Source organism: Streptomyces sp. NPDC029836 (assembly GCF_055574495.1).
This window is the reverse complement of sequence record NZ_JBVHZI010000001.1, coordinates 1,104,996-1,126,012: the sequence shown is the minus strand read 5'-3', so window position 1 is coordinate 1,126,012 and position 21,017 is coordinate 1,104,996. Positions and strand designations below refer to the sequence as shown.

General features: G+C 72.3%; 20 protein-coding genes. 11 read left to right on the top strand and 9 right to left on the bottom strand.

Annotated features, from left to right (window positions below; genetic code table 11):
* Positions 1-19 precede the first annotated feature (19 nt).
* Positions 20-454, bottom strand: a complete 435-nt coding sequence (locus ACZ4XJ_RS05190) for a VOC family protein (RefSeq protein WP_468495357.1) — start codon at positions 452-454, stop codon at positions 20-22.
* Positions 455-600: 146 nt separating this feature from the next.
* Here ACZ4XJ_RS05190 and ACZ4XJ_RS05185 point away from each other — a divergent pair, with 146 nt between their 5' ends.
* Positions 601-1,467, top strand: coding sequence for an alpha/beta hydrolase (locus ACZ4XJ_RS05185; RefSeq protein WP_468495356.1), 867 nt, complete (start codon positions 601-603; stop codon positions 1,465-1,467).
* 201 nt (positions 1,468-1,668) lie between these two features.
* Here ACZ4XJ_RS05185 and ACZ4XJ_RS05180 read toward each other — a convergent pair whose 3' ends face one another.
* Positions 1,669-2,331, bottom strand: a complete 663-nt coding sequence (locus tag ACZ4XJ_RS05180) for a TetR/AcrR family transcriptional regulator (RefSeq protein WP_468495355.1) — start codon at positions 2,329-2,331, stop codon at positions 1,669-1,671.
* Between the two features lie 140 nt (positions 2,332-2,471).
* Between ACZ4XJ_RS05180 and ACZ4XJ_RS05175 the strand changes: the two genes are divergently transcribed.
* The gene (locus ACZ4XJ_RS05175) at positions 2,472-2,714 is read left to right on the top strand and encodes a WhiB family transcriptional regulator (RefSeq protein WP_362882913.1); all 243 of its coding nucleotides are present in this window, start codon (positions 2,472-2,474) and stop codon (positions 2,712-2,714) included.
* A 133-nt stretch (positions 2,715-2,847) separates the two neighbouring features.
* On the opposite strand, the gene ACZ4XJ_RS05170 is transcribed toward ACZ4XJ_RS05175, so the two are convergent.
* Positions 2,848-3,819, bottom strand: a complete 972-nt coding sequence (locus ACZ4XJ_RS05170; protein ID WP_362882915.1) for an acyl-ACP desaturase — start codon at positions 3,817-3,819, stop codon at positions 2,848-2,850.
* 587 nt (positions 3,820-4,406) lie between these two features.
* On the opposite strand from ACZ4XJ_RS05170, the gene ACZ4XJ_RS05165 reads away from it, so the two are divergent.
* Positions 4,407-4,868: an ATP-binding protein gene (locus ACZ4XJ_RS05165; RefSeq protein ID WP_362882917.1), complete on the top strand. Its 462-nt coding sequence runs from the start codon at positions 4,407-4,409 to the stop codon at positions 4,866-4,868.
* Positions 4,869-4,932: 64 nt separating this feature from the next.
* On the opposite strand, the gene ACZ4XJ_RS05160 is transcribed toward ACZ4XJ_RS05165, so the two are convergent.
* Both ACZ4XJ_RS05160 and ssgD read right to left on the bottom strand, forming a co-directional pair.
* Entirely contained in the window at positions 4,933-6,573 is a 1,641-nt protein-coding gene (locus tag ACZ4XJ_RS05160; protein ID WP_468495354.1) for an ABC-F family ATP-binding cassette domain-containing protein, read from the bottom strand.
* 186 nt (positions 6,574-6,759) lie between these two features.
* Complete coding sequence (gene ssgD / locus ACZ4XJ_RS05155) at positions 6,760-7,176, bottom strand: spore wall synthesis regulator SsgD (RefSeq protein ID WP_362882921.1); 417 nt, start codon at positions 7,174-7,176, stop codon at positions 6,760-6,762.
* A 344-nt stretch (positions 7,177-7,520) separates the two neighbouring features.
* Between ssgD and ACZ4XJ_RS05150 the strand changes: the two genes are divergently transcribed.
* Complete coding sequence (locus ACZ4XJ_RS05150) at positions 7,521-8,591, top strand: WD40/YVTN/BNR-like repeat-containing protein (RefSeq protein ID WP_468495353.1); 1,071 nt, start codon at positions 7,521-7,523, stop codon at positions 8,589-8,591.
* A gap of 111 nt (positions 8,592-8,702) precedes the next feature.
* On the opposite strand, the gene ACZ4XJ_RS05145 is transcribed toward ACZ4XJ_RS05150, so the two are convergent.
* Entirely contained in the window at positions 8,703-9,002 is a 300-nt protein-coding gene (locus ACZ4XJ_RS05145) for a YciI family protein (protein ID WP_362882925.1), read from the bottom strand.
* Between the two features lie 26 nt (positions 9,003-9,028).
* Between ACZ4XJ_RS05145 and ACZ4XJ_RS05140 the strand changes: the two genes are divergently transcribed.
* Positions 9,029-9,709, top strand: a complete 681-nt coding sequence (locus tag ACZ4XJ_RS05140) for an endonuclease V (RefSeq protein WP_468495352.1) — start codon at positions 9,029-9,031, stop codon at positions 9,707-9,709.
* Between the two features lie 49 nt (positions 9,710-9,758).
* Here ACZ4XJ_RS05140 and ACZ4XJ_RS05135 read toward each other — a convergent pair whose 3' ends face one another.
* Positions 9,759-10,958, bottom strand: a complete 1,200-nt coding sequence (locus ACZ4XJ_RS05135; protein WP_468495351.1) for a saccharopine dehydrogenase family protein — start codon at positions 10,956-10,958, stop codon at positions 9,759-9,761.
* A 96-nt stretch (positions 10,959-11,054) separates the two neighbouring features.
* Here ACZ4XJ_RS05135 and ACZ4XJ_RS05130 point away from each other — a divergent pair, with 96 nt between their 5' ends.
* The 5 genes from ACZ4XJ_RS05130 to ACZ4XJ_RS05110 all read left to right on the top strand — a co-directional run bounded on the left by ACZ4XJ_RS05130 (position 11,055) and on the right by ACZ4XJ_RS05110 (position 17,520).
* Positions 11,055-11,528, top strand: coding sequence for an MmcQ/YjbR family DNA-binding protein (locus ACZ4XJ_RS05130; protein WP_468495350.1), 474 nt, complete (start codon positions 11,055-11,057; stop codon positions 11,526-11,528).
* Between the two features lie 94 nt (positions 11,529-11,622).
* Positions 11,623-12,813 (top strand): CaiB/BaiF CoA transferase family protein, encoded by a 1,191-nt coding sequence (locus ACZ4XJ_RS05125; RefSeq protein WP_362882932.1) that lies wholly within the window; start codon positions 11,623-11,625, stop codon positions 12,811-12,813.
* 79 nt (positions 12,814-12,892) lie between these two features.
* Positions 12,893-14,035, top strand: coding sequence for an acyl-CoA dehydrogenase family protein (locus ACZ4XJ_RS05120; protein WP_362882934.1), 1,143 nt, complete (start codon positions 12,893-12,895; stop codon positions 14,033-14,035).
* A gap of 48 nt (positions 14,036-14,083) precedes the next feature.
* The gene (locus tag ACZ4XJ_RS05115) at positions 14,084-15,298 is read left to right on the top strand and encodes an acetyl-CoA C-acetyltransferase (RefSeq protein WP_362882936.1); all 1,215 of its coding nucleotides are present in this window, start codon (positions 14,084-14,086) and stop codon (positions 15,296-15,298) included.
* A 50-nt stretch (positions 15,299-15,348) separates the two neighbouring features.
* Positions 15,349-17,520 (top strand): 3-hydroxyacyl-CoA dehydrogenase NAD-binding domain-containing protein, encoded by a 2,172-nt coding sequence (locus tag ACZ4XJ_RS05110; protein WP_468495349.1) that lies wholly within the window; start codon positions 15,349-15,351, stop codon positions 17,518-17,520.
* 81 nt (positions 17,521-17,601) lie between these two features.
* Here the strand turns inward: ACZ4XJ_RS05110 and ACZ4XJ_RS05105 are convergent, their stop codons facing one another.
* Together ACZ4XJ_RS05105 and ACZ4XJ_RS05100 are read right to left on the bottom strand one after the other, a co-directional pair.
* Positions 17,602-18,249 carry a maltokinase N-terminal cap-like domain-containing protein gene (locus tag ACZ4XJ_RS05105; protein ID WP_468495348.1) on the bottom strand — a complete coding sequence of 216 codons (648 nt, stop codon included), beginning with the start codon at positions 18,247-18,249 and terminating at the stop codon, positions 17,602-17,604.
* A 48-nt stretch (positions 18,250-18,297) separates the two neighbouring features.
* Positions 18,298-19,026, bottom strand: coding sequence for a MerR family transcriptional regulator (locus ACZ4XJ_RS05100; RefSeq protein ID WP_362875677.1), 729 nt, complete (start codon positions 19,024-19,026; stop codon positions 18,298-18,300).
* 85 nt (positions 19,027-19,111) lie between these two features.
* Here ACZ4XJ_RS05100 and ACZ4XJ_RS05095 point away from each other — a divergent pair, with 85 nt between their 5' ends.
* On the top strand, positions 19,112-20,932 hold the full coding sequence (locus ACZ4XJ_RS05095) for an AMP-dependent synthetase/ligase (protein ID WP_468495347.1): 1,821 nt from the start codon (positions 19,112-19,114) through the stop codon (positions 20,930-20,932).
* Positions 20,933-21,017 lie beyond the last annotated feature (85 nt).

The following is a 21,017-nucleotide window of genomic DNA, read 5'->3' as shown; positions in this document are numbered from 1 at the left end:
GGGCGTTTCCGGCGGCTCCTCAGTCGAGGCAGAACTCGTTGCCTTCGATGTCCTGCATCACGATGCACGACTCGTTCTCCTCGTCGGCGACGAGGACGAGTTGGCGTACCGCGCCGAGCGCGACCAGTCGGGTGCACTCGGCCTCAAGCGTGGCGAGGCGCTCCGCGCCCACGAGACCGGTGCCGACCCGCACGTCGAGGTGCACCCGGTTCTTGACGACCTTCCCCTCCGGGACGCGCTGGAAGTACATGCGCGGGCCCGCTCCGGAGGGATCGGAGCAGACGAAGCCCGCGTTTCGACGCTCGGGCGGCAGCGAGAGGTTGTAGGCGTCCCAGGTGGCGAACCCCTCCGGCGGAGCCGGTACGACGTAGCCCAACACCTCGCACCAGAAACGGGCGACGCGCTCCGGGTCCGCGCAGTCGAAGGTGACCTGGAACTGCTTGATCGGTGACATCGGACCACCATAAGTGGCGCGTCGACACATCGGTGCTGGACGGGGGGCCGGGGTGGGGCGTAAATAAGCACGAACGACCGTGCTGATATCCTTACTGAGGTCCTGCCGACGCCGGTCGGTTCTGCGGAGATCCCGAAGGAGTGGGCATGCGTCCCATGGCTGCACTGGTGAGCGTCACCCTCGACATCGCCGCCCGGGTCGCCCCGGGCCTTGCGGGGAAGGCCGCCTTCGCGTTGTTCATCCGGCCCCTCGGGCGGCCCCCGCTGCGACCCGGGGAAGTCGAGGTGATGGGGCGGGCGGAGCGGGGGCGGCTGACCGTCAACGGCGCGTCCGTCACCACGTACCGGTGGGGCGACGGCCCGCGCCCGGTGCTGCTGGTGCACGGCTGGTCCTCGCGCGCCTCGCGGCTCGCCGCCTTCGTGGAGGCGCTCCGCGCCCAGGGCCACAGCGTGGTCGCCTTCGACGCCCCCGGACACGGGGAGTCCGGGGGCCGCGCCGCCTCGATACGCGACTTCCGCGAGATCATTCACGGACTGCACCGCGAACACGGGGAGTTCTCCGCGATCGTGGCCCACTCCATCGGGGTCCTGTCGACCCTGTTCACCCTGCGGGACGGCGTCCGAGTGGAGCGGGTGGTAGGCATCGGGGGAGTGGCCCACTTCGACCACGTCATCGACGGGTTCCGCCGCGCCCTGCCCGTCGGGCCCGCCGTCGTACGGGCGCTGCGCGGCCATGTGGAACACCGACTCTTCGCCGGGACCCCGAACATCTGGCGCCGCCTGGACGCCCGACTGGATCCGGGCCCGGCTCCCGAACGCATCCTGCTCGTGCACGACACCGAGGACGACACGACGACGCCCGCGCAGTCGCGGGCGCTCGCACAGGCCTACGGGGAGCGCGCCCGACTCATCGAGACGCACGGCCTCGGCCACCGGCGCATCCTCCGCGACCCCGAAGTGGTCGCGGCGACGACCGAGTTCCTCGCCGGCATGCAGTCCGCCGCCGCCCCCTGAGCCGCCCCGGGCCGTTGCGGGGCGGACCCGGTTCCGGGGGGTGTGGGCGTGCTGCCGCCCGGCCCGCCACTCGCCTTATCGGGCGCCCGATCGCACGCGGCGTAGGGGTTGTACGGGCTGCCGGCCCGGTCGGCTGTGCGTGCGGACCGGTCCGGCGAGCCGGAGAGGCGAGGTCGCTCCGTCCGGGCCGACCCGTCCCCGTCAGCCGGTCGCGCCCGCCGCAGGCGGTCGTTCCGGGAGTTGCTCCGGGGCGGCCGCCACACCCCTCAGGCGGTCGAGGATGCCCCGGCCGGCCCGCTCGTACGCGACGGAGTCGTCCAACAGCAGCGAGTGGGCGTTGGACAGTTCCATCAACGCGATGACCTCGAAGGCCAGTTGCGGCACGTCCGCCGGCCCGAACGTCGCGCGGAACGCGCCCGCCAGCCGGGCCTCGTCCAGGACCCGTTCCACGTACCGCGTCCAATCGGAGCGGGCCGTGGCGATCTCGTCGCGCACCGGGCCGGGCCGTGCGTCGAACTCGGCGGAGACCGTGGCGAAGAAGCACCCGCCGGGAAACACCCGTCCCGCCGAGTAGGCGATCCACCGCTCGCACAGCAGCCACGCCTTGGCGACGCCCGGCGGCTCCTCGCGCAGCGGGCGCACGACGTGCTCCACGAACACGTCCACCGCGGCGCGAACCGTCGCGAGCTGAAGGTCCTCCTTGGAGCCGAACAGGGCGAACACCCCGCTCTTGCTCAGCCCCAGGTCGGTGGCGATCCTGCCCAGCGAGAGCCCTTCCAGGCCGTCCACCGATGCGATCCGCACGGTCCGGTCGAGTACGGTCCGCCGCGTCTGGTTCCCGCGCTCCACGCGCCCGTCTGCCATTCGGCCAGCGTACCGAACGCACGATCGTTCACTCTCTGCCGCAGCCGCAGCCGCAGCCGCAGCCGCAGCCGGATGCCGGTGTGCACAGGTGTTGATCGCGTGTTGATGAGACGTACATCGGGGGGAGCCACGATCGGCGCATGTCGATGAACACCACCACCAGCACCACCCCCGCCTGGTACGCCCTCGCCCTGTGCGCGCAGACGGGACCGAGCTTCTTCTTCCCGGAACCCGGCTCGTCGCTGCGGGACGCGAAGCGGCTGTGCGGGGCGTGCGAGGGCAGGGCGGCGTGCCTGCAGTACGCCTTGGCCAACGACGAGCGCTTCGGCGTCTGGGGCGGCCTCTCGGAAGCGGAACGGCAGGCCCTGCGCCGGCGCGGCTGACCCGCCGCCCACGGGCGCGGCGTCCCGGGCGCACCTGCGCGGGTGCCGCCCCGCACCCGACGAAGCCCCGGGGAGCGTGGCTCTCCCGGGGCTCTCGTCGTGGGCCGCCCCACAGGGGCGGCGGGGGCCGGTCTCAGCCCTTGCGGGCGGCCACGCGTGCGGCGCGGGCGGCGAGGCGCTCGTCGAACTTACGGGCCTCGCTGTCGAGCCCGTCCATGAACAGGCCGAGTTCCTGCTGTGCCTGCTGACCCTCGGGGCCCAGACCGTCGATGTCCATGATCTTGAGGAAGCGGATCACGGGGCTGAGTACGTCGTCGTGGTGGATCCGCAGGTTGTAGACCCCGCCGATCGCCATCTGCGCGGCCATCCGCTCGAAGCCGGGCATGCCGTGACCGGGCATCCGGAAGTTGACGACCACGTCCCGGACGGCCTTCATCGTCAGGTCCGGGGCGATCTCGAAGGCCGCGCCCAGCAGGTTGCGGTAGAAGATCATGTGCAGGTTCTCGTCCTGCGCGATGCGGGCCAGCATCCGGTCGCAGACCGGGTCACCGGACTGGTGGCCGGTGTTGCGGTGCGAGATGCGGGTCGCCAGCTCCTGGAAGGCCACGTACGCGACGGAGTGCAGCATCGAGTGGCTGTTGTCCGACTCGAATCCCTCGGACATGTGCTGCATGCGGAACGCTTCGAGCTTGTCCGGGTCGACGGCGCGCGAGGCCAGCAGGTAGTCGCGCATCACGATGCCGTGCCGGCCCTCCTCGGCGGTCCAGCGGTGGACCCAGGTGCCCCAGGCGCCGTTGCGACCGAAGAGCGTCGCGATCTCGTGGTGGTAGCTGGGGAGGTTGTCCTCGGTCAGCAGGTTGACGACCAGCGCGATCTTGCCGATGTCGGTGACCTTGGACTGCGCCGGGTCCCAGGCTTCGCCGTCCTCGAAGAAGCCGGGGAAGTTCCGGCCCTCGCTCCACGGGACGTACTCGTGGGGCATCCAGTCCTTGGTGACCGTCAGGTGGCGGTTGAGTTCCTTTTCGACCACCTCTTCCAGCGCGAACAGCAACTTGGCGTCGGTCCACGCCTCCGAGCTGCCGAGGTGGGGAGAGGTGATCGTCACGGGTACTCCTGGGTGCAAAGCGAATTACCTACGGTTCCGTAGCCTACGGAGTCGTAGGTTAAGCGCGACATCAAGGCCAGCCAAGCCCCAGGGGTGGCTATGCGCCGTTACGTCCGGTTATTTACGCAGTTTGAAAGCGTGCTGAGCGGGGTTTGTGGTTCGAGAATCACGCCGAAAGGGGACGACGGTCTCTCAATTTGACGTTCCGGGTTGCCGAACCGAGGCCCCATGGGGGCGTGGTCGGCGCAGGTCCTGACATGCCACGGGAAAAGATCATGTAGCCGTACAAGTGGTAGCAGTGGTGGCCGCTGTTGCGCTACGGTCGGTAGCGCGGATCTCACGCGGGGCGACCCCGGGTCCGTGGCGCCGGCTTGCCCTCCCCAGTGGGTTCGGCCGGAGGCGGCGACGCGCGCCCCACCGCACGTACACCGCACCACCCTCTTGTACACCGCTCCACCTCGCCCGGCCAATCCCCCCGCATCCCCCCTGTGCACGGCATCCCCCGCACACCGCATCACCGGCGCAATACGCCACCGCGCGCTCCGCGCGCACCCCGCACCGAGGACAGCAGAAGTGGGAGCAGCACGATGACGGGCACCCTCCGTGGCCTGCCGGTGGACCGCGAGTTCCGGTCGGCCCCGCCCCTCGCGGAGAAGCTCCGCCACTCGGTACGCCTGCCCGGCGGCCCCCACGGCGCGGGAGCCGCCCGGGCGACCGTACGGTCCCTGCTGCTGCGGCACGGGCTGGCCGACCTGTGCGGCACCGCCGCCCTCGCCGCCTCCGAGCTCGTCTCCTGCGCCGACCGGTTCACGCCCGGCCTGGAGATGACGCTCACGGTGCGGTGGCAGTTCGACGCGCTGCGCATCGTCCTCTACGACCAGCACCCCGCGCACGCCTCGCCCGACGACGGGGAGGAGTGCCGGCGGCAGCGCAGTCGGGCGATGTGGCTGCTGGCCCGGGCGGTGGAGTCCGGCGGTGGGGACTGGGGGCTCACCCCCGTACTGACCCCGCGGGGCGGCACCAAGTCCTGGGCCTTACTCTCCCGTTGAGGGCGGACCGGACCGGGCCCGGTCGTACCCGACCCGACCCGACCCGACCGACCCATCGCGACGCTCAGTCCTCCCAGCGGGACTCCCTGACCTCCTCCGCCGTCGTCGACCGCAGCTCGCCGTCGAGCAGCAGCCACCGGGTGATGCCGATCGACTCCAGGAACGGGACGTCGTGGCTCGCCACCAGCAAGGCGCCCTCGTACGACTCCAGGGCGTCGGTGAGCTGCCGTACGCTCGCCAGGTCCAGGTTGTTCGTCGGTTCGTCCAGCATCAGCAACTGGGGAGCCGGCTCCGCGAGCAGCAGCGCCGCGAGCGCCGCCCGGAAGCGTTCGCCGCCCGACAGGGTGCCCGCCGCCCGGTCCGCGCGGGCCCCTCGGAAGAGGAAGTGCGCGAGCCGTGCCCGGATCACGTTGTTCGTGGCGTGCGGGGCGAACCGCGCCACGTTCTCCGCGACCGTCCTCTCGTCGTCCAGTACGTCCAGGCGCTGCGGCAGGTAGCGCGTCGGCACGTGCGTGAGCGCCTCGCCGGAGGTGGGCGGGACGAGGCCCGCGATCGTCCGCAGCAGCGTGGTCTTGCCCGACCCGTTGCCGCCGACCAGCGCGATCCGTTCCGGCCCGCGCACCTCCCACACGCCCGCCACCGCGGCCCCGTGGGCCAGGCGCAGATCGGTGGTCGTCAATACCCGGCGTCCCGGGGGGACCTGGGTGGCGGGGAGGTCGATGCGGATCTCGGCGTCGTCGCGGACCGCCTCCACGGCCTGGTCCAGCCGCTCCCGGGCTTCCGTCAGCTTCTCCGCGTGCATGATGCGGTGCTTGCCGGCCGACTCCTGGGCGGCCCGCTTGCGGGCACCCATCACGATCTTCGGCTCGCGCTTGTTCTCGTACATCTTCTGGCCGTACCGCTTGCGCCGGGCCAACTTCACCTGCGCTTCGGCCAGTTCGCGCTTCTGGTGCTGTACGTCGCCCTCCGCGACCCGGACCATCCGCTCGGCGGCCTCCTGCTCGCCGGCGAGCATGTCCTCGTAATCGGCGAAGTTGCCTCCGTACCAACGGACCTCGCCGTCCCGCAGGTCCGCGATCTGGTCGACCCGGTCCAACAGCTCGCGGTCGTGGCTGACCAGCACCATCACCCCGGTCCACGATGCGACGGCCGCGTACAGGCGGCGCCGGGCCCGCAGGTCCAGGTTGTTGGTCGGTTCGTCGAGGAGCAGCACGTCGGGTCGGGCGAGCAGCAGGGCGGCCAGCCGCAGCAGGACGCCTTCGCCGCCGGACAGTTCACCGACCGTACGGTCCAGGTCGATCCCGGCGAGCCCGAGTTGGTCGAGCGTCGCCAAGGCCCGCTCCTCCACGTCCCAGTCGTCACCGAGGGCGGCGAAGTTCGCCTCGGTGGCCTCACCCGCCTCGATGGCGTGCAGGGCGGCGCGGGTGGCGCGGATGCCGAGGACCTCGTCCACCCGTGCCCCGGTGGCGAGGGTGACGTCCTGCGGGAGGTAGCCGATGGACCCGGCGACGGAGATCTGGCCGGTCGTCGGACGCAGTTCACCGGCGACGAGCTTCAACAGGGTCGACTTGCCACAGCCGTTGAGGCCGATCAGGCCGGTGCGGCCGGGGCCGACGGCCCAGTGGAAACCATCGAGGACGGGAGTGCCGTCGGGCCATTCGAAGGAAACGTCGGAACAGGTGACGTGGGTGGGGGCATGACTCATGGAGGCCTCCAGGTTGCGTGGAATGGTGCGTGCAACGCGGGGAGACAGCCGACCGTCACGTGATCGTGTCGGTGGTCGGTGTCTCGGACCTCAGATGAGCAACGTCCTACTCCGTTTCGACGGCAATGGGGCGTTCACGAAGCTACGGACGGCCCTGGGCGCCCGCAACCGAATATCGGGCGGGGGTCAGCGGGAACCGCGCATCAGCTCGGCCAGGCTGTGGTCCATGTCCAGGTAGTGGTGCTCCAGGCCCAGCGGGACGACCGCCGCGGCGCGTTCCAGGAAGCGCTGGAGCTCGGCCGTCACCATCAGCACGATCGCCACCCCCTCGGCCGCGTGGAACTCGATCGTCGTGCGGTCCCCGTCGTACGGGCGCACCCGTACGTCGCCGCTGCCGGACGGCTGCCGGATGCCCGACGCCAGCAGCTCGCGGGCGAAGGTCCACGAGACTTCGACGCCCTCCAGGGTGGCGAGCGCGGGGAAGGCCATGCGGACGGCGAAGGGATCGGCGCGGTCGTAGCAGAGGGTGACGGGCACGGTCTCGACCTTCGGCGCGGTGGCGATCAGTCGGGCCTGCACGGCCTGCTCGATGACAGTGATCAAGGCTCGCTCCCTTGCGGCGGATCTGCTGTCGGGCCCTGGGGTGGAGCCCGGCAACCGGATAGACGCCGGAATCGGCACGTCCGTGCATGCGGGATGACGTGAGCTGTGTCACCGATTGGCCGGAACTCGCCCGTGTGATCGCACAGAGTGACGACTGGGGGACGATGCGCCAAGGATCGCCGGTCGGGCCGGTGGAGTCCGGGCCCTTCGGATTAAGTCCTGTTACCGCTCACTCCACAGGCCCAAAGCCGCCCGGATGTGCCCCGGACGGCCCCCTGAGGCGCCCTGGACGGAGATCGCGGGGTGCGTTAGCTTCCGGCGCCATGAGACTTCTAGGAGTTGGCATGTGCGCGGCAGCCCTGTTGGTGGGGTCGGTGGCCGCTCCGGTACAGGCGGACACCGGCGGCGCGGCCCCCGCCGCAGCGGGCTTACGGGGCCACGCCTGGTCGGTGAAGCCGACCGACAAGGACTCCCGTTTCCGCGGCCTGGCCGCGGTCGGCCGGAGCACGGCGTGGGTCGCCGGCTCCAAGGGCGTGGTGCTGCGCACCGTCGACGGGGGCCGCAGCTGGCGGGACGTCTCGCCGCCCGGCGCCGTCGCCGAGGGGCTGGAGCTGCGCGACATCGAGGCCTTCGACGCCCGCCGGGCGGTGGCCCTGTCCATCGGCGAGGGCGAGGCGTCGCGGGTCCTGCGGACCGAGGACGCCGGCGCCACCTGGACCGAGGCCTTCCGCAACCCCGATCCGCGGGCCTTCTACGACTGCCTGACCTTCTTCGACTCCCGCCACGGGCTGGCCATGAGCGACCCGGTGGACGGCAAGTTCCGCATCCTGGCCACCGACGACGGCGGCCGCAACTGGAAGGTGCTGCCGGACGCCGGGATGCCGGCCGCCCTCCCCGGCGAGGCCGGGTTCGCGGCGAGCGGCCAGTGCCTGGTGGCCTCCGGCCCGCGCGACGTATGGCTGGCCACCGGCGGCGGCCCGACCGCCCGCGTACTGCACTCCGCCGACCGCGGCCGCACCTGGCGGGCCGCCGACACCACGATCCCCGCCGGGGACCCGGCGCGCGGGGTCTTCGCCCTCGCCTTCCGCGACCGTACGACGGGCCTCGCGGTGGGCGGCGACTACCGCACCGGCCAGGCCTCGCCGCAGGCCGCCGCCCGCTCCACCGACGCGGGCCGCGGCTGGAGCCCGTCGGCGACGCCGCCGCCCGGCTACCGGTCGAGCGCGGCCTGGTACCCGTACGGGCGGTCCACCGCCCTCGCCGTCGGACCCACCGGCACCGACGTCACCACGGACGCCGGCCGCACCTGGCGGGCGCTGGACCCCGGCTCGTTCGACACCGTCGACTGCGCGCCCGACGGCGGCTGCTGGGCGGCGGGGGAGAAGGGGCGGGCGGCCCGACTGGAGCGGCGCTGAGGCCCGTCTGGCCGTGGGGGCGGGGGGCCGTCGAACAGGTCCGTCCCCGGGCCCCGCGGGGCGGTGAACCGCACCGCGGGGCCCGCCAGGGAGGCGTGACGTGTGGGGCGGTCAGGTCGCCGGGTTCTCGCGGACCGTCGCAAGGTCCGCCGAGGTCCTCGTGGCGAGGAACTCGGTGATCCGGTAGGAGCAGACGCCGGCGACGACGAAGGGGTCCCCGGCCGCGATCTCCTCGATCTCGGCGCGCGAGACGCCACCGGCCAGGATGACGCCGCCGTCGCGCGGGACCTTGCGGCCGGACGCCAGGAAGACGCCGTTCGCGTAGTGGCCGGCCAACCAGGCGACGTGCGCGTCCATTTCGTCCTCGACGTCTTCGATGGGCGCGATGTAGGTGAGCTCCATGACGAACATGATCACCAGGCTACTCTCGGACCATCATGACCACTGTGAAGACCCCCGCCGACGAGGCCGAGGCCCGGGCGATACAGGACGAACTGCGCCATCACGTCGTGCTCGCCGAGACCGGCCCGCCACCCGGCGCGGGCCTGGTCGCCGGCGTGGACGTCGCCTACGACGACGCACGCGACCTCGTCGCGGCCGCCGCCGTCGTGCTGGACGCCGCCACCCTCGCGGTCGTGGCCGAATCCACCGCCGTCGGGCCCGTCAGCTTTCCCTACGTCCCCGGACTGCTCGCCTTCCGCGAACTGCCCACCGTGCTCGCCGCGCTGGACGCGCTGACCGTCACCCCCGACCTCGTCGTCTGCGACGGCTACGGCCTCGCCCACCCGCGCGGCTTCGGCCTCGCCTGTCACCTCGGCGTGGTCACCGGGCTCCCCAGCATGGGCGTCGCCAAGAACCCCTTCACCTTCACGTACGAGGAACCGGGCGCCCGGCGCTCCGACGCCGCCCCGCTGCTCGCGGCGGACGGCGCCGTGGTCGGCCGGGCGCTGCGCACCCAGGACGGGATCAAGCCCGTCTACGTGTCCGTCGGCCACCGTGTCACGCTGGACAACGCCTGCGCCCACGCCCTCGCGCTGAGCCCCCGCTTCCGGATCCCGGAGACCACCCGGCACGCCGACTCGCTGTGCCGCCGCGCCCTGCGCGAGGCGACGGGCTGACGCGTCCGGCCGGTCGCGCCGCCCGCCCCGCCCGCGCCGCCCGCCCCGCTCAGTCCTCCGCCGCCACCCGGAAGCGGATGCCCGCCTCCTGCAACCGGTCCAGCAGGGCGTCGCCCATCGCCACCGCCGTGGTGAGCTGCCCGGCGGTGTCCGGCAGGGCGTCGTGGGCCAGGCACAGCGCGGACTCGGCCAGCATCTTCGCCGTCTCGCCGTACCCCGGGTCGCCGCCCGAGACCTCGGTGAACACCCGCCGGCCCCCGCCCTCCCCGACGAAGCGGAGGGTGAACCAGCTGCGCGCCCGGCGTTCCGCGTCCGGGCCGCTGCCCGGCTCCCAGCGGCCCATCAACCACCGGCGGGGCGCCGGGACCTGCGCCAGCGCGGCCACCGCGCCCACGGCCGCCGTACCGCCGACCGCGACCGGCAGATGCCGTACGGCGGCGTAGTGCCGGTAGCGGAAGTCCGGACCGTACCGCGCCAGCGCGGCCGCCGACCGGGCCACCACCGCCGGGTCGAGGGTGGGCAGCGGCAGCGCCCAGGAGCCGGTCTCCCGGCTGAAGCGCGGGGCGCCCACGGGCCCCCGTACGCGACGCCCGGGCAGCCGCGGTTCGTGCAGGCGCCGGGAGCGGGCCGCGGCCAGGGTCTGCGGACCCCGGCCCAGCGCGGTGAGGGCGGAGGCCAGGGTGCCGCCGGAGAACAGGGCGTTGGAGCGGACGAACCCGTCCACCCGCAGCGGTACGCCCTCGGGCAGCCGGTTCACCGTGAACCAGGCCCCGAGGTCGGCCGGAACCGAGTCGAAGCCGCAGGCGTGCACCAACCGCGCCCCCGTCTCCCGGGCCCGGGCGTCGTGGGCGACGTACATCCGGTCGACGAACTCCGGCTCGCCGGTGAGGTCGACGTAGTCGGTGCCCGCCTCGGCGCAGGCCTCGACCAGCTCCGCCCCGTACCAGACGTACGGGCCCACGGTCGTGGCCAGCACCCGGGTGGAGGCGGCCAGTTCGCGCACGGCCGGGCCGTCGGAGGCGTCCGCCCGCAGCAGCGGCAGGTCGGCGCAGGCCGGGTTGAGGGCGGTCAGCCGCTCGCGCAGCCGCTCCAACTTGCCGAGGTCGCGCCCCGCGAGGGCCCACCGGCAGGCCGCCGGGGCGTGCGCGGCCAGGTACTCGGCGGTCAGGGCTCCCACGAAACCGGTCGCGCCGAAGAGTACGACGTCGTGGGCCCGTTGCGGACCTTCCTTGCGGACGTGCTCGTTCATGAACCGCTCCTCCCGGCTGGTATCGGTGGCTGAGGCTAGCGTGGGACGCGACTGTCCGTGCGCGCAGGTGTGACCTGCGGTAAGTGGGAGGCGTCGATGAAGGCTGCGGTGCGCAGGTGGGAGGCGGTGCGGGAGTTCGCGCTGGGGCTGCCGGAAGCCGTGGAGGAGCATCCGTGGGGGCCCGAGGACGCGGTGGTGAAGGTCAACAGGAAGATCTTCGTCTTCCTCGGGAACGCGGACGGCCCCGAAGCCCCCGGCGTGTCGGTGAAGCTCAAGGACGAGGCCCTGCACGGCCACGCGATGACGGCGCCGGGGGCCGAGCCCACCGGGTACGGGCTGGGGCGGGCCGGCTGGGTCTCCGTGCCGCTGGGGGAGAAGGGGGCGCCGACGGCCGAGGTGCTGTGCGAGTGGGTGGAGGAGAGCTACCGGACGGTGGCGCTCAAGCGGCACGTGAGGGAACTGGACGCGCGGATCGCGGACCGGGCCGCGGGTCGGGCTCCGGAACGGGACGGCGGCGAGAACGACTGGGCGAGAACGACCGGGCGAGAACGACTGGGCCAAAACGACTAAGCGCTTGCTCTTGTGCTGAGTGGAACGCGTTCCTAGCATCGCTGGTGTTACATCGGTTGTGTCACACACTCGCACCAGGGGCGCTGGGGGCTCGATGGCAGTGACGGGATCAGGAACGGAACCGGGCGCGACACCGGCCGCGGAGACCGGCGCGGGCCCCGCGTCGGCGGGCGGCCCGCTCGCGGGCGTGCGCGTCGTCGAACTGGCGGGCATCGGCCCCGGCCCGTTCGCCGCCATGCTCCTGGCCGACCTGGGCGCGGACGTCGTCCGGGTGGACCGGCCCGGCGGGGGCGGCCTCGCCGTCGACCCGGCCTACGACGTCACCAACCGCAACAAGCGGTCCGTACTGATCGACCTCAAGGCCGCGGACGGGCCCGCCCGGGTGCTCGACCTGGTCGAGCGCGCCGACGTGCTGATCGAGGGGTTCCGCCCCGGGGTCGCCGAGCGGCTCGGGGTCGGCCCCGCCGACTGCCACGCCCGCAACCCCGCCCTGGTCTACGGTCGGATGACCGGCTGGGGCCAGGACGGGCCGCTCGCCCACACCGCCGGGCACGACATCGCGTACATCGCCGTCACCGGGGCGCTCGGCATGATCGGCCGGCCCGACGAGCCGCCCGCCGTGCCCGCCAACCTGGTCGGGGACTACGCGGGCGGCTCGCTCTACCTCGTCATCGGCGTCCTCGCGGCGCTCCGGCACGCCCGCACGCCCGGCGGCGCCGGGCAGGTCGTGGACGCCGCGATCGTCGACGGCACCGCCCACCTCACCGCCATGATCCACGGCATGGTCGCCGCGGGCGGCTGGCAGGACCGGCGCGGGGTCAACCTCCTCGACGGCGGCTGCCCCTTCTACGGCACCTACGAGACCTCCGACGGCGGCCACATGGCGGTCGGCGCGCTGGAGCAGCAGTTCTACGACACCTTCGTCGGCCTCCTCGGCCTCGGCGACCGGGCGCCCGCGCGCAAGGACCTGGCGCGCTGGGGCGAACTCCGCGAGGCGGTCGCCGAGCGCTTCAAGTCCCGTACGCGCGCCCAGTGGACCGAGGTCTTCGAGGGCACCGACGCCTGCGTGGCCCCCGTGCTGTCCCTGCGCGAGGCGCCGCACCACCCGCACCTCGCCGCCCGCGGCACCTTCACCGACTTCGGGGGCATCACCCAACCCGCCCCCGCGCCCCGGTTCTCCCTCACCCCGACGGCCGTCACCACGGGTCCCGCGCGGCCGGGCGCCGACACCGCTTCGGTCGCCGCCGACTGGGACGTACCGGCCCTGCTCGGTGAGGACGCCTGATGGAACTCTCGATGATGCTCGACCACGCGGGCGACCCGCGGATCGAAACCGTCAAGAACTGGCTCTAGGAGGCCCCCTGATGAAGCGCCGGATCTTCGACGTCGACCACGACGCGTTCCGCGAGAGCGTCCGCACCTTCCTGAGCAAGGAGGTGCTGCCGCACTACGAGCAGTGGGAGAAGGACGGCATCGTCAGCCGTGAGGCCTGGCTGGCCGCGGGCCGCCAGGGGCTGCTGGGCCTGGCCGTCCCGGAGGAGTACGGGGGCGGTGGCAACACCGACTTCCGCTACGCCGCCGTGATAGCCGAGGAGTTCACCCGCGCCGGCACGCCGGGGCTCGCCATCGGCCTGCACAACGACATCATCGGCCCGTACCTGACCTCGTTGGCCACCGAGGAACAGAAGCGCCGCTGGCTGCCCGGTTTCTGCTCCGGCGAGACGATCACCGCCATCGCGATGACCGAACCGGGCGCGGGTTCCGACCTCCAGGGCATCCGCACCTCCGCCGAGGACCGGGGCGACCACTGGCTGCTGAACGGCTCCAAGACGTTCATCTCCAACGGCATCCTCGCCGACCTCGTCATCGTGGTCGCGAAGACCACCCCCGAGGGCGGGGCGCACGGGCTGTCCCTGTTCGTCGTCGAGCGCGGCGCCGAGGGCTTCGAGCGGGGCCGCAACCTCGACAAGATCGGCCAGAAGGCCCAGGACACCGCCGAGTTGTTCTTCAACGACGTACGCGTCCCCAAGGAGAACCTGCTCGGCGAACCGAACGGCGCCTTCCTCCACCTGATGACCAACCTCGCGCAGGAGCGGATGGGCATCGCCATGGCCGGCATCGCCGCCGCCGAGCACCTGCTGGAGATCACCAGCCGGTACGTGAAGGAACGGGAGGCCTTCGGCCGCCCCCTGTCCAAGCTCCAGCACATCCGCTTCGAGATCGCGGAGATGGCCACCGAGTGCGCGGTCACCCGTGCCTTCATCGACCGCTGCATCACCGATCACTCGCACGGCGAACTCGACCACGTCCACGCCTCCATGGCCAAGTGGTGGGCCACCGAACTCCAGAAGCGGGTCGCCGACCGCTGCCTGCAACTGCACGGCGGTTACGGCTACATGAGCGAATACCGGGTCGCCCGTGCCTTCACCGACGGCCGCATCCAGACCATCTACGGCGGCACGACCGAGATCATGAAGGAGATCATCGGCCGTTCCCTGCTGGGCTGAAACCTCCCCTGGGAAACTCCCCTTGGAAACCTCCGAAAGGCTTGACCAGTGAGCACCGAAGCTTACGTATACGACGCGATCCGCACCCCGCGCGGGCGCGGCAAGGCCAACGGCGCCCTGCACGGCACCAAGCCGATCGACCTGGTCGTGGGCCTGATCCACGCCCTGCGCGAGCGCAACCCCGGCCTGGACCCGGCCGCCATCGACGACATCGTCCTCGGCGTCGTCGGCCCCGTCGGGGACCAGGGCTCCGACATCGCCCGGATCGCGGCCATCGCCGCCGGACTCCCCGACACCGTGGCGGGCGTACAGGAGAACCGCTTCTGCGCCTCCGGTCTGGAGGCCGTCAACCTGGCCGCCGCCAAGGTCCGCTCCGGCTGGGAGGACATGGTCCTCGCGGGCGGCGTCGAGTCCATGTCCCGCGTCCCGATGGCCTCCGACGGCGGCGCCTGGTTCGCCGACCCCATGACCAACTGGGACACCGGCTTCGTCCCGCAGGGCATCGGCGCCGACCTCATCGCCACCATCGGCGGGTTCTCCCGCCGCGACGTGGACGAGTACGCCGCCCTGTCCCAGGAACGCGCCGCCGCGGCCGTCAAGGCGGGGCGCTTCGCCCGGTCCGTCGTCCCGGTCACCGACCGCAACGGCCTGGTCGTCCTGGACCACGACGAGTTCATCCGCCCCGGCACCACCGCCGACTCGCTGGCCAAGCTCAAGCCGTCCTTCGCCGACATCGGCGACCTCGGCGGGTTCGACGCCGTCGCCCTGCAGAAGTACCACTGGGTCGAGAAGATCGACCACGTCCACCACGCCGGCAACTCCTCCGGCATCGTCGACGGCGCCTCCCTCGTCGCCATCGGCTCCCGCGAGGCGGGGGAGCGGGGCGGTCTCACGCCGCGGGCCCGCATCGTCTCCGCCGCGGTGTCCGGCTCCGAGCCCACCATCATGCTCACCGGCCCCGCCCCCGCCACCCGCAAGGCCCTCGCCAAGGCCGGGCTCACCATCGACGACATCGACCTCATCGAGATCAACGAGGCCTTCGCCGGCGTCGTACTGCGCTTCGTCGCGGACATGGGCGTCTCCCTCGACAAGGTCAACGTCAACGGCGGCGCCATCGCCCTCGGCCACCCGCTCGGGGCGACCGGCGCGATGATCCTCGGCACGGTCATCGACGAACTGGAGCGCCAGGACAAGCGCTACGGGCTCGTGACCCTGTGCGTCGGCGGCGGCATGGGTGTCGCCACCATCGTCGAACGCCTCTGATCCGTCCTGTACCCACGCCCCCCGGACCTTCCGAAACGAAAGCAGTGACCATGAGCGAGTCCACCACGATCCGCTGGGAACAGGACGAGACCGGCGTCGTCACCCTCGTCCTCGACGACCCCGACCAGTCCGCCAACACCATGAACCAGGCCTTCAAGGACTCCATCGCGGCGATCGCCGACCGAGCCGAGGCCGAGAAGGACTCCATCCGGGGCATCATCTACACCTCCGCGAAGAAGACCTTCTTCGCGGGCGGCGACCTCAAGGACATGATCCGGCTGCGGCCCGAGGACGCCCGGCTCGCCTTCGACACCGGCACCGAGATCAAGCGCTCGCTGCGCCGCATCGAGACCCTCGGCAAGCCCGTCGTCGCCGCCATCAACGGGGCTGCGCTCGGCGGCGGTTACGAGATCTGCCTGGCCTCCCACCACCGCGTCGCGCTCGACGCGCCCGGCTCGAAGATCGGCCTGCCCGAGGTCACCCTCGGTCTGCTGCCGGCCGGCGGCGGCGTCACCCGTACCGTCCGCCTCATGGGCATCGCCGACGCGCTGCTCAAGGTCCTGCTCCAGGGCACCCAGTACAACCCGGCGCGGGCCCTGGAGAACGGCCTGGTCCACGAACTGGCCGCCACCCCGGAGGAGATGCTGGCCAAGGCGCGCGCCTTCATCGACGCCAACCCGCGGTCGCAGCAGCCGTGGGACGTACCCGGCTACAAGATCCCCGGCGGCACCCCGTCCCACCCGCGGTTCGCGGCGAACCTGCCGGCCTTCCCGGCCAACCTGAAGAAGCAGCTGAACGGCGCCCCGTACCCGGCCCCGCGCAACATCCTGGCCTGCGCCGTCGAGGGCTCCCAGGTGGACTTCGAGACCGCGCTGACCATCGAGGCCCGGTACTTCACCGAGCTGGTCACCGGGCAGACCGCCAAGAACATGATCCAGGCGTTCTTCTTCGACCTCCAGGCCGTCAACGCCGGCCGCAGCCGCCCCGGCGGCGTCGAGCCCCGCACGGTCCGCAGGGTCGCGGTCCTCGGCGCCGGCATGATGGGCGCCGGCATCGCCTACTCCTGCGCCCGCGCGGGCATCGAGGTGGTGCTCAAGGACGTCACCCCCGAAGCCGCCGCCAAGGGCAAGGCTTACTCCGAGAAGCTCCTCGACAAGGCGCTCTCCCGGGGCCGCACCACCGAAGCCAAGCGCGCCGAGATCCTCGCCCGGATCACCCCCACCGCCGACGCCGCCGACCTGGCCGGCTGCGACGCCGTGATCGAGGCCGTCTTCGAGGACACCTCCCTCAAGCACAAGGTGTTCCAGGAGATCCAGGACGTCATCGCGCCCGACGCGCTGCTCTGCTCCAACACCTCGACGCTGCCGATCTCCGGCCTCGCCGAAGGGGTGAAGCGGCCGGCCGACTTCATCGGCCTGCACTTCTTCTCGCCCGTCGACAAGATGCCCCTCGTCGAGATCATCAAGGGCGAGCGGACCGGCGACGAGGCCATCGCCCGCGCGTTCGACCTGGTCCGCCTGATCAACAAGACGCCGATCGTCGTCAACGACTCGCGCGGTTTCTTCACCTCGCGGGTCATCGGCCAGTTCATCAACGAGGGCGTCGCGATGGTCGGCGAAGGCATCGAGCCCCCCTCCATCGAGCAGGCCGCCGCCCAGGCCGGCTACCCGGCCAAGGTGCTCTCCCTCATGGACGAGCTCACCCTCACCCTGCCGCGCAAGATCCGCAACGAGACCCGCAAGGCCTTCGAGGCCGAGGGCCGTACCTGGGCCGAGCACCCGGCCGACACCGTCATCGACCGGATGGTCGACGAGTTCGACCGCCCCGGCCGCAGTGGCGGCGCCGGCTTCTACGCGTACGACGAGGCCGGCAAGCGCGCCGGCATCTGGCCGGGCCTGCGCGAGCACTTCACCAAGGTCGGGTACGAGATCCCCTTCGAGGACATGAAGGAGCGGATGCTGTTCTCCGAGGCCCTGGACACCGTCCGCTGCCTCGACGAGGGCGTCCTCACCTCGATCGCCGACGCCAACATCGGCTCCATCATGGGCATCGGCTTCCCCGCCTGGACCGGCGGCGTGATCCAGTACGTCAACGGCTACGAGGGCGGCCTGCCCGGGTTCGTGGCCCGCGCCCGGGAACTCGCCGAGCAGTACGGCGAGCGATTCACCCCGCCCGCCTCCCTGGTGGCGAAGGCCGAGCGCGGCGAGACGTACGCCGACTGAGCGCGGCGGGGCGTACGTCGCCCCGGCGCGGGCGCCCCGGTCCCGGCACCGGGACCGGGGCGCCCGCGCGTACGTACCGGCCTACCGGGCGGAGTCGCGCAGCACCGCGAAGGCGCCGCGCGGCGCGGCGCCGTCCGGGGCGGACCAGGGGGCCAGCACCTGACCCCGTACGTCCCGTCCGGCGGCCGGCCCCGGGCGCAGGACCCGGGTCAGGCTCAGGGTCACCGGCGCCCCCGGGGCCGCGAGGACGGTGGCCCCGGTGGTCTCCGTCACCTCCGTCAGCCCGGCCGGGAGGTCGGCGTCGAGGGTGCGCACCTCCACCGTCGGGTCGGGCGTGTCGCTCTCGCCCTGCGCCTGCGCCGCCACCCGGCCGGCCAGGAGCGCGAGCAACTGGCCGACCAGCACCGGGTCGTGGGCTCCGTCGTAGACCCAGCGCTTGCCGAGCACTCCGTGCTCCAGGGTGCCGATCAGGCCCGCCCGTCCGCCGTCGAGCGGGGTCGCGCGGTAGGTGAGGGGCGTCAGGTAGGCGGGCGCGGCGTCGCCGGGGCCGTCGATGACGACCAGGAACTCGATGCCCACCTCGCCCTCGGGGTCGTCGAGCCGGAACCCGCCCGCCCTGGCGAGCCGCGGGGCGGACCCGGTGCCCCCGTACCAGGGTCGCGACGGGAGCCAGGCGGCGAGGAGTTCGACCTTGGTCGGGGTCAGCGTGGTGTGGTGGATGACTGCCATGATCACGAAACTACTCGGGCCGGCGGGCCGCGCGCGAGGGCTTTGCCCTCAGTCGGACTCGGAGACGAACGCCGCGCGCAGTTCCTCCTTCAAGGACCGTTGGAAGGCCGTCACCAGTGCCTGCACCACCATCGGTTGCATGTGCGCGGACAGTGCCTTCATCGACTCCACCCGCTCCGGATCGCTCTCGCCCTCGGTGAACGGCCCCCACACCTCGTCGCGGAACAGGGCCGTCAGCTGGTGCGCCGCCGTCCGCGCGTGCTCCAGCAGCAACCGCCTGGCCACCAGGATCGTCTCGTGCGCGATCGGTACGTCGAGCAGCGCCACCCCCAGCCGCAACAGCCCCGGATCGACCCGGAACCCCTCGCCCGAGGCGGCCACCACGTTCATCGCGGCCAACCGGCGCAGGTCACCGTCCGTCAGGTCCCGTCCGGCCCGCCGCTCCAGTTCGGCCCGCGACACCTCCTCGGCCGCGTCCGGAGCCCAGGTGGCCACCAGCGCCCGGTGGATCGCCAGGTCGTGCGCGCTCAGGTCGTCGGGCAGCGCGTCCAGGTAGCGCTGGATCGCCGACAGGGTCATGCCCTGGTGCTGCAACTCCTCGATGAGCGCCAGTCGGGACAGGTGCTCGGGGCCGTAGTGCCCCACCCGACGGGGTCCGATCACGGGAGGGGGCAAAAGCCCGCGCGTGCTGTAGAACCGTACGGTGCGGACGGTGACGCCGGCCTTCGACGCCAGCTCGTCGACGGTGAGCATCGGCTCGGTTGCCCGGTCGGCCATCGTCTGCGCCTCGCTCTCTGCTCCACAGCTTGGGTTCAACAGTATTGCTGTCGCACCAACGATGTGAAACGGCCAGGAGCTGCCCATGACCACGAACCTGCGACTGCCCGGACGACCCGAAGAGATCACCCTGCCCGTCCTGCTCGCCCGCAACGCCGCCGAACACGGATCCCTCGCCGCGCTCTCCTGGCGCGAGGGGGCCGCGTGGCGGACCCTCACCTGGAGCGAGGTCCGCCGCGAGGTCGCCGTCCTCGCCTCCGGGTACGCCGCCCTCGGCGTCCAGCGCGGCGAACACGTGCTGCTGATGATGGGCAACCGGCCCGAGCACTGGCTCACCGACCTCGCCCTCGTCCACCTCGGCGCCGTCCCCGTCACCGTGTACGGAACTTCCGCGCCCGAACAGATAGCCCACATAGCCCGCCACAGCCGGGCCCGACTGGCCGTCGTCGAGGGCGCTCGCGAACTCGCCCGGTGGGAACCGCTGCTGGCCGACGACACCGTTCCCTTGGAGCGCCTCGTGGTCGCCGAGGCCGCCGAGGCGGGCCCGCACCGCACCTACGGATCGCTGTACGCGAGCGGCGCCCGGCCGCACGACGCCGACGCCTTCGAGAAGGCCTGGCAGGAGATCCGCCCCGAGGACCCGCTGACCGTCGTCTACACCTCCGGCACCACCGGGGACCCCAAGGGCGTCCGCCTGACCCACCGCAACATCATGCTCCAGGCCGTCCGCCTCGACCGGAACACGGACCTGCCGGAGCACGCCGAGCACATCTGCTACCTGCCCTTCGCCCACATCGCCGAGCGGATCCTCGGCATCTACCTGCCCCTGCTGCGCGCCGCCCACGTCCGCCTCGTCGGCGACCCCACCGCCGTGGCGGCGGCCGTCCGCGAACTGCGTCCCGTGCAGTTCTTCGGGGTGCCCCGGGTGTGGGAGAAGCTGGCCGCCGGCGTACGGGCTGTCCTCACCCAGCTGCCGCGGGAGCAGCAGCGGGCCATCGAGGAGGCGGGCGACCTGGCCCGGGCGCTCGCCGGCCACCGGGAACGCGGCGAGGAGGCGCCGGCCGCGCTCGCAGCCTCGTACGCCGAGGCGCGCGAGCGGGTCCTGGAGCCGCTGCTGCGCCTGGCCGGGCTGGACCGGCTGGTGTGGACGGCCAGCGCCACCGCGCCGATGCCGATCGACGTGGTGCGGTTCTTGGCGGGTTGGGGGATCACCATCATGGACGCGTGGGGGCTGACCGAGACCTCCGGCGTGTGCACCGTCAACAGCCCCGACGGGTTCCGGCTGGGCTCGGTGGGGCGGCCCATCGAGGGGCTGGAACTGCGCGTCGCCGAGGACGGCGAGATCCTCGCGCGCGGCGCGACCGTCTTCGCCGGCTACCTGAGGCCCGACGGCTCGCTGGAGACCGCCTCCGACGCCGACGGCTGGTTCCCGACCGGAGACGTCGGCCGGATCGACGACGACGGCTTCCTGTGGCTGACGGACCGCAAGAAGGAGCTGATCATCACCTCGAACGGGAAGAACGTCTCCCCGGCCCTGGTGGAGAACACCGTCAAGGAGCATCCGTTGATCGGCCAGGCCCTGGTCCACGGCGACGGCCGCTCCTACCTCGTCGCCCTGCTGGTCCTCGACCCCGAACTGGCGCCGGCCTGGGCCGCCGCCCACGGCATCGAGGCCGCCTCCCTCGACGCGCTCGCCGCGCACCCGGCCGTCCTGGACGAGGTCGCCCGCGCCGTCGAGGCCGCCAACGCCAGGCTCAACCGCACCGAGCAGATCAAGCGGTTCCGGCTGCTCGCCGCGGAGTGGGGGCCGGAGTCCGGCGAGCTCACGCCCTCGCTGAAACTGCGCCGCCGCGTGGTCCGGGACAAGTACGGCGACCTGATCGAAAGGTTGTACGAGGCCCCGTAACCCGGACGGCCCCACCCGGTGAGCGGGTCCCCGCTCACCGGGTGAGGGTGGGGAAATGTCGACACGTTCCCTCCGGGCCTCCGGG

What these genes read in the sequence shown, in the direction of transcription:
- ACZ4XJ_RS05190 (WP_468495357.1), bottom strand. Translation starts at nt 454, where the DNA reads ATGTCACCGATCAAGCAGTTCCAGGTCACCTTCGACTGCGCGGACCCG.
- ACZ4XJ_RS05185 (WP_468495356.1), top strand. Translation starts at nt 601, where the DNA reads ATGCGTCCCATGGCTGCACTGGTGAGCGTCACCCTCGACATCGCCGCC.
- ACZ4XJ_RS05180 (WP_468495355.1), bottom strand. Translation starts at nt 2,331, where the DNA reads ATGGCAGACGGGCGCGTGGAGCGCGGGAACCAGACGCGGCGGACCGTA.
- ACZ4XJ_RS05175 (WP_362882913.1), top strand. Translation starts at nt 2,472, where the DNA reads ATGTCGATGAACACCACCACCAGCACCACCCCCGCCTGGTACGCCCTC.
- ACZ4XJ_RS05165 (WP_362882917.1), top strand. Translation starts at nt 4,407, where the DNA reads ATGACGGGCACCCTCCGTGGCCTGCCGGTGGACCGCGAGTTCCGGTCG.
- ACZ4XJ_RS05160 (WP_468495354.1), bottom strand. Translation starts at nt 6,573, where the DNA reads ATGAGTCATGCCCCCACCCACGTCACCTGTTCCGACGTTTCCTTCGAA.
- ACZ4XJ_RS05150 (WP_468495353.1), top strand. Translation starts at nt 7,521, where the DNA reads ATGTGCGCGGCAGCCCTGTTGGTGGGGTCGGTGGCCGCTCCGGTACAG.
- ACZ4XJ_RS05145 (WP_362882925.1), bottom strand. Translation starts at nt 9,002, where the DNA reads ATGTTCGTCATGGAGCTCACCTACATCGCGCCCATCGAAGACGTCGAG.
- ACZ4XJ_RS05140 (WP_468495352.1), top strand. Translation starts at nt 9,029, where the DNA reads ATGACCACTGTGAAGACCCCCGCCGACGAGGCCGAGGCCCGGGCGATA.
- ACZ4XJ_RS05135 (WP_468495351.1), bottom strand. Translation starts at nt 10,958, where the DNA reads ATGAACGAGCACGTCCGCAAGGAAGGTCCGCAACGGGCCCACGACGTC.
- ACZ4XJ_RS05130 (WP_468495350.1), top strand. Translation starts at nt 11,055, where the DNA reads ATGAAGGCTGCGGTGCGCAGGTGGGAGGCGGTGCGGGAGTTCGCGCTG.
- ACZ4XJ_RS05125 (WP_362882932.1), top strand. Translation starts at nt 11,623, where the DNA reads ATGGCAGTGACGGGATCAGGAACGGAACCGGGCGCGACACCGGCCGCG.
- ACZ4XJ_RS05120 (WP_362882934.1), top strand. Translation starts at nt 12,893, where the DNA reads ATGAAGCGCCGGATCTTCGACGTCGACCACGACGCGTTCCGCGAGAGC.
- ACZ4XJ_RS05110 (WP_468495349.1), top strand. Translation starts at nt 15,349, where the DNA reads ATGAGCGAGTCCACCACGATCCGCTGGGAACAGGACGAGACCGGCGTC.
- ACZ4XJ_RS05105 (WP_468495348.1), bottom strand. Translation starts at nt 18,249, where the DNA reads ATGGCAGTCATCCACCACACCACGCTGACCCCGACCAAGGTCGAACTC.
- ACZ4XJ_RS05100 (WP_362875677.1), bottom strand. Translation starts at nt 19,026, where the DNA reads ATGGCCGACCGGGCAACCGAGCCGATGCTCACCGTCGACGAGCTGGCG.
- ACZ4XJ_RS05095 (WP_468495347.1), top strand. Translation starts at nt 19,112, where the DNA reads ATGACCACGAACCTGCGACTGCCCGGACGACCCGAAGAGATCACCCTG.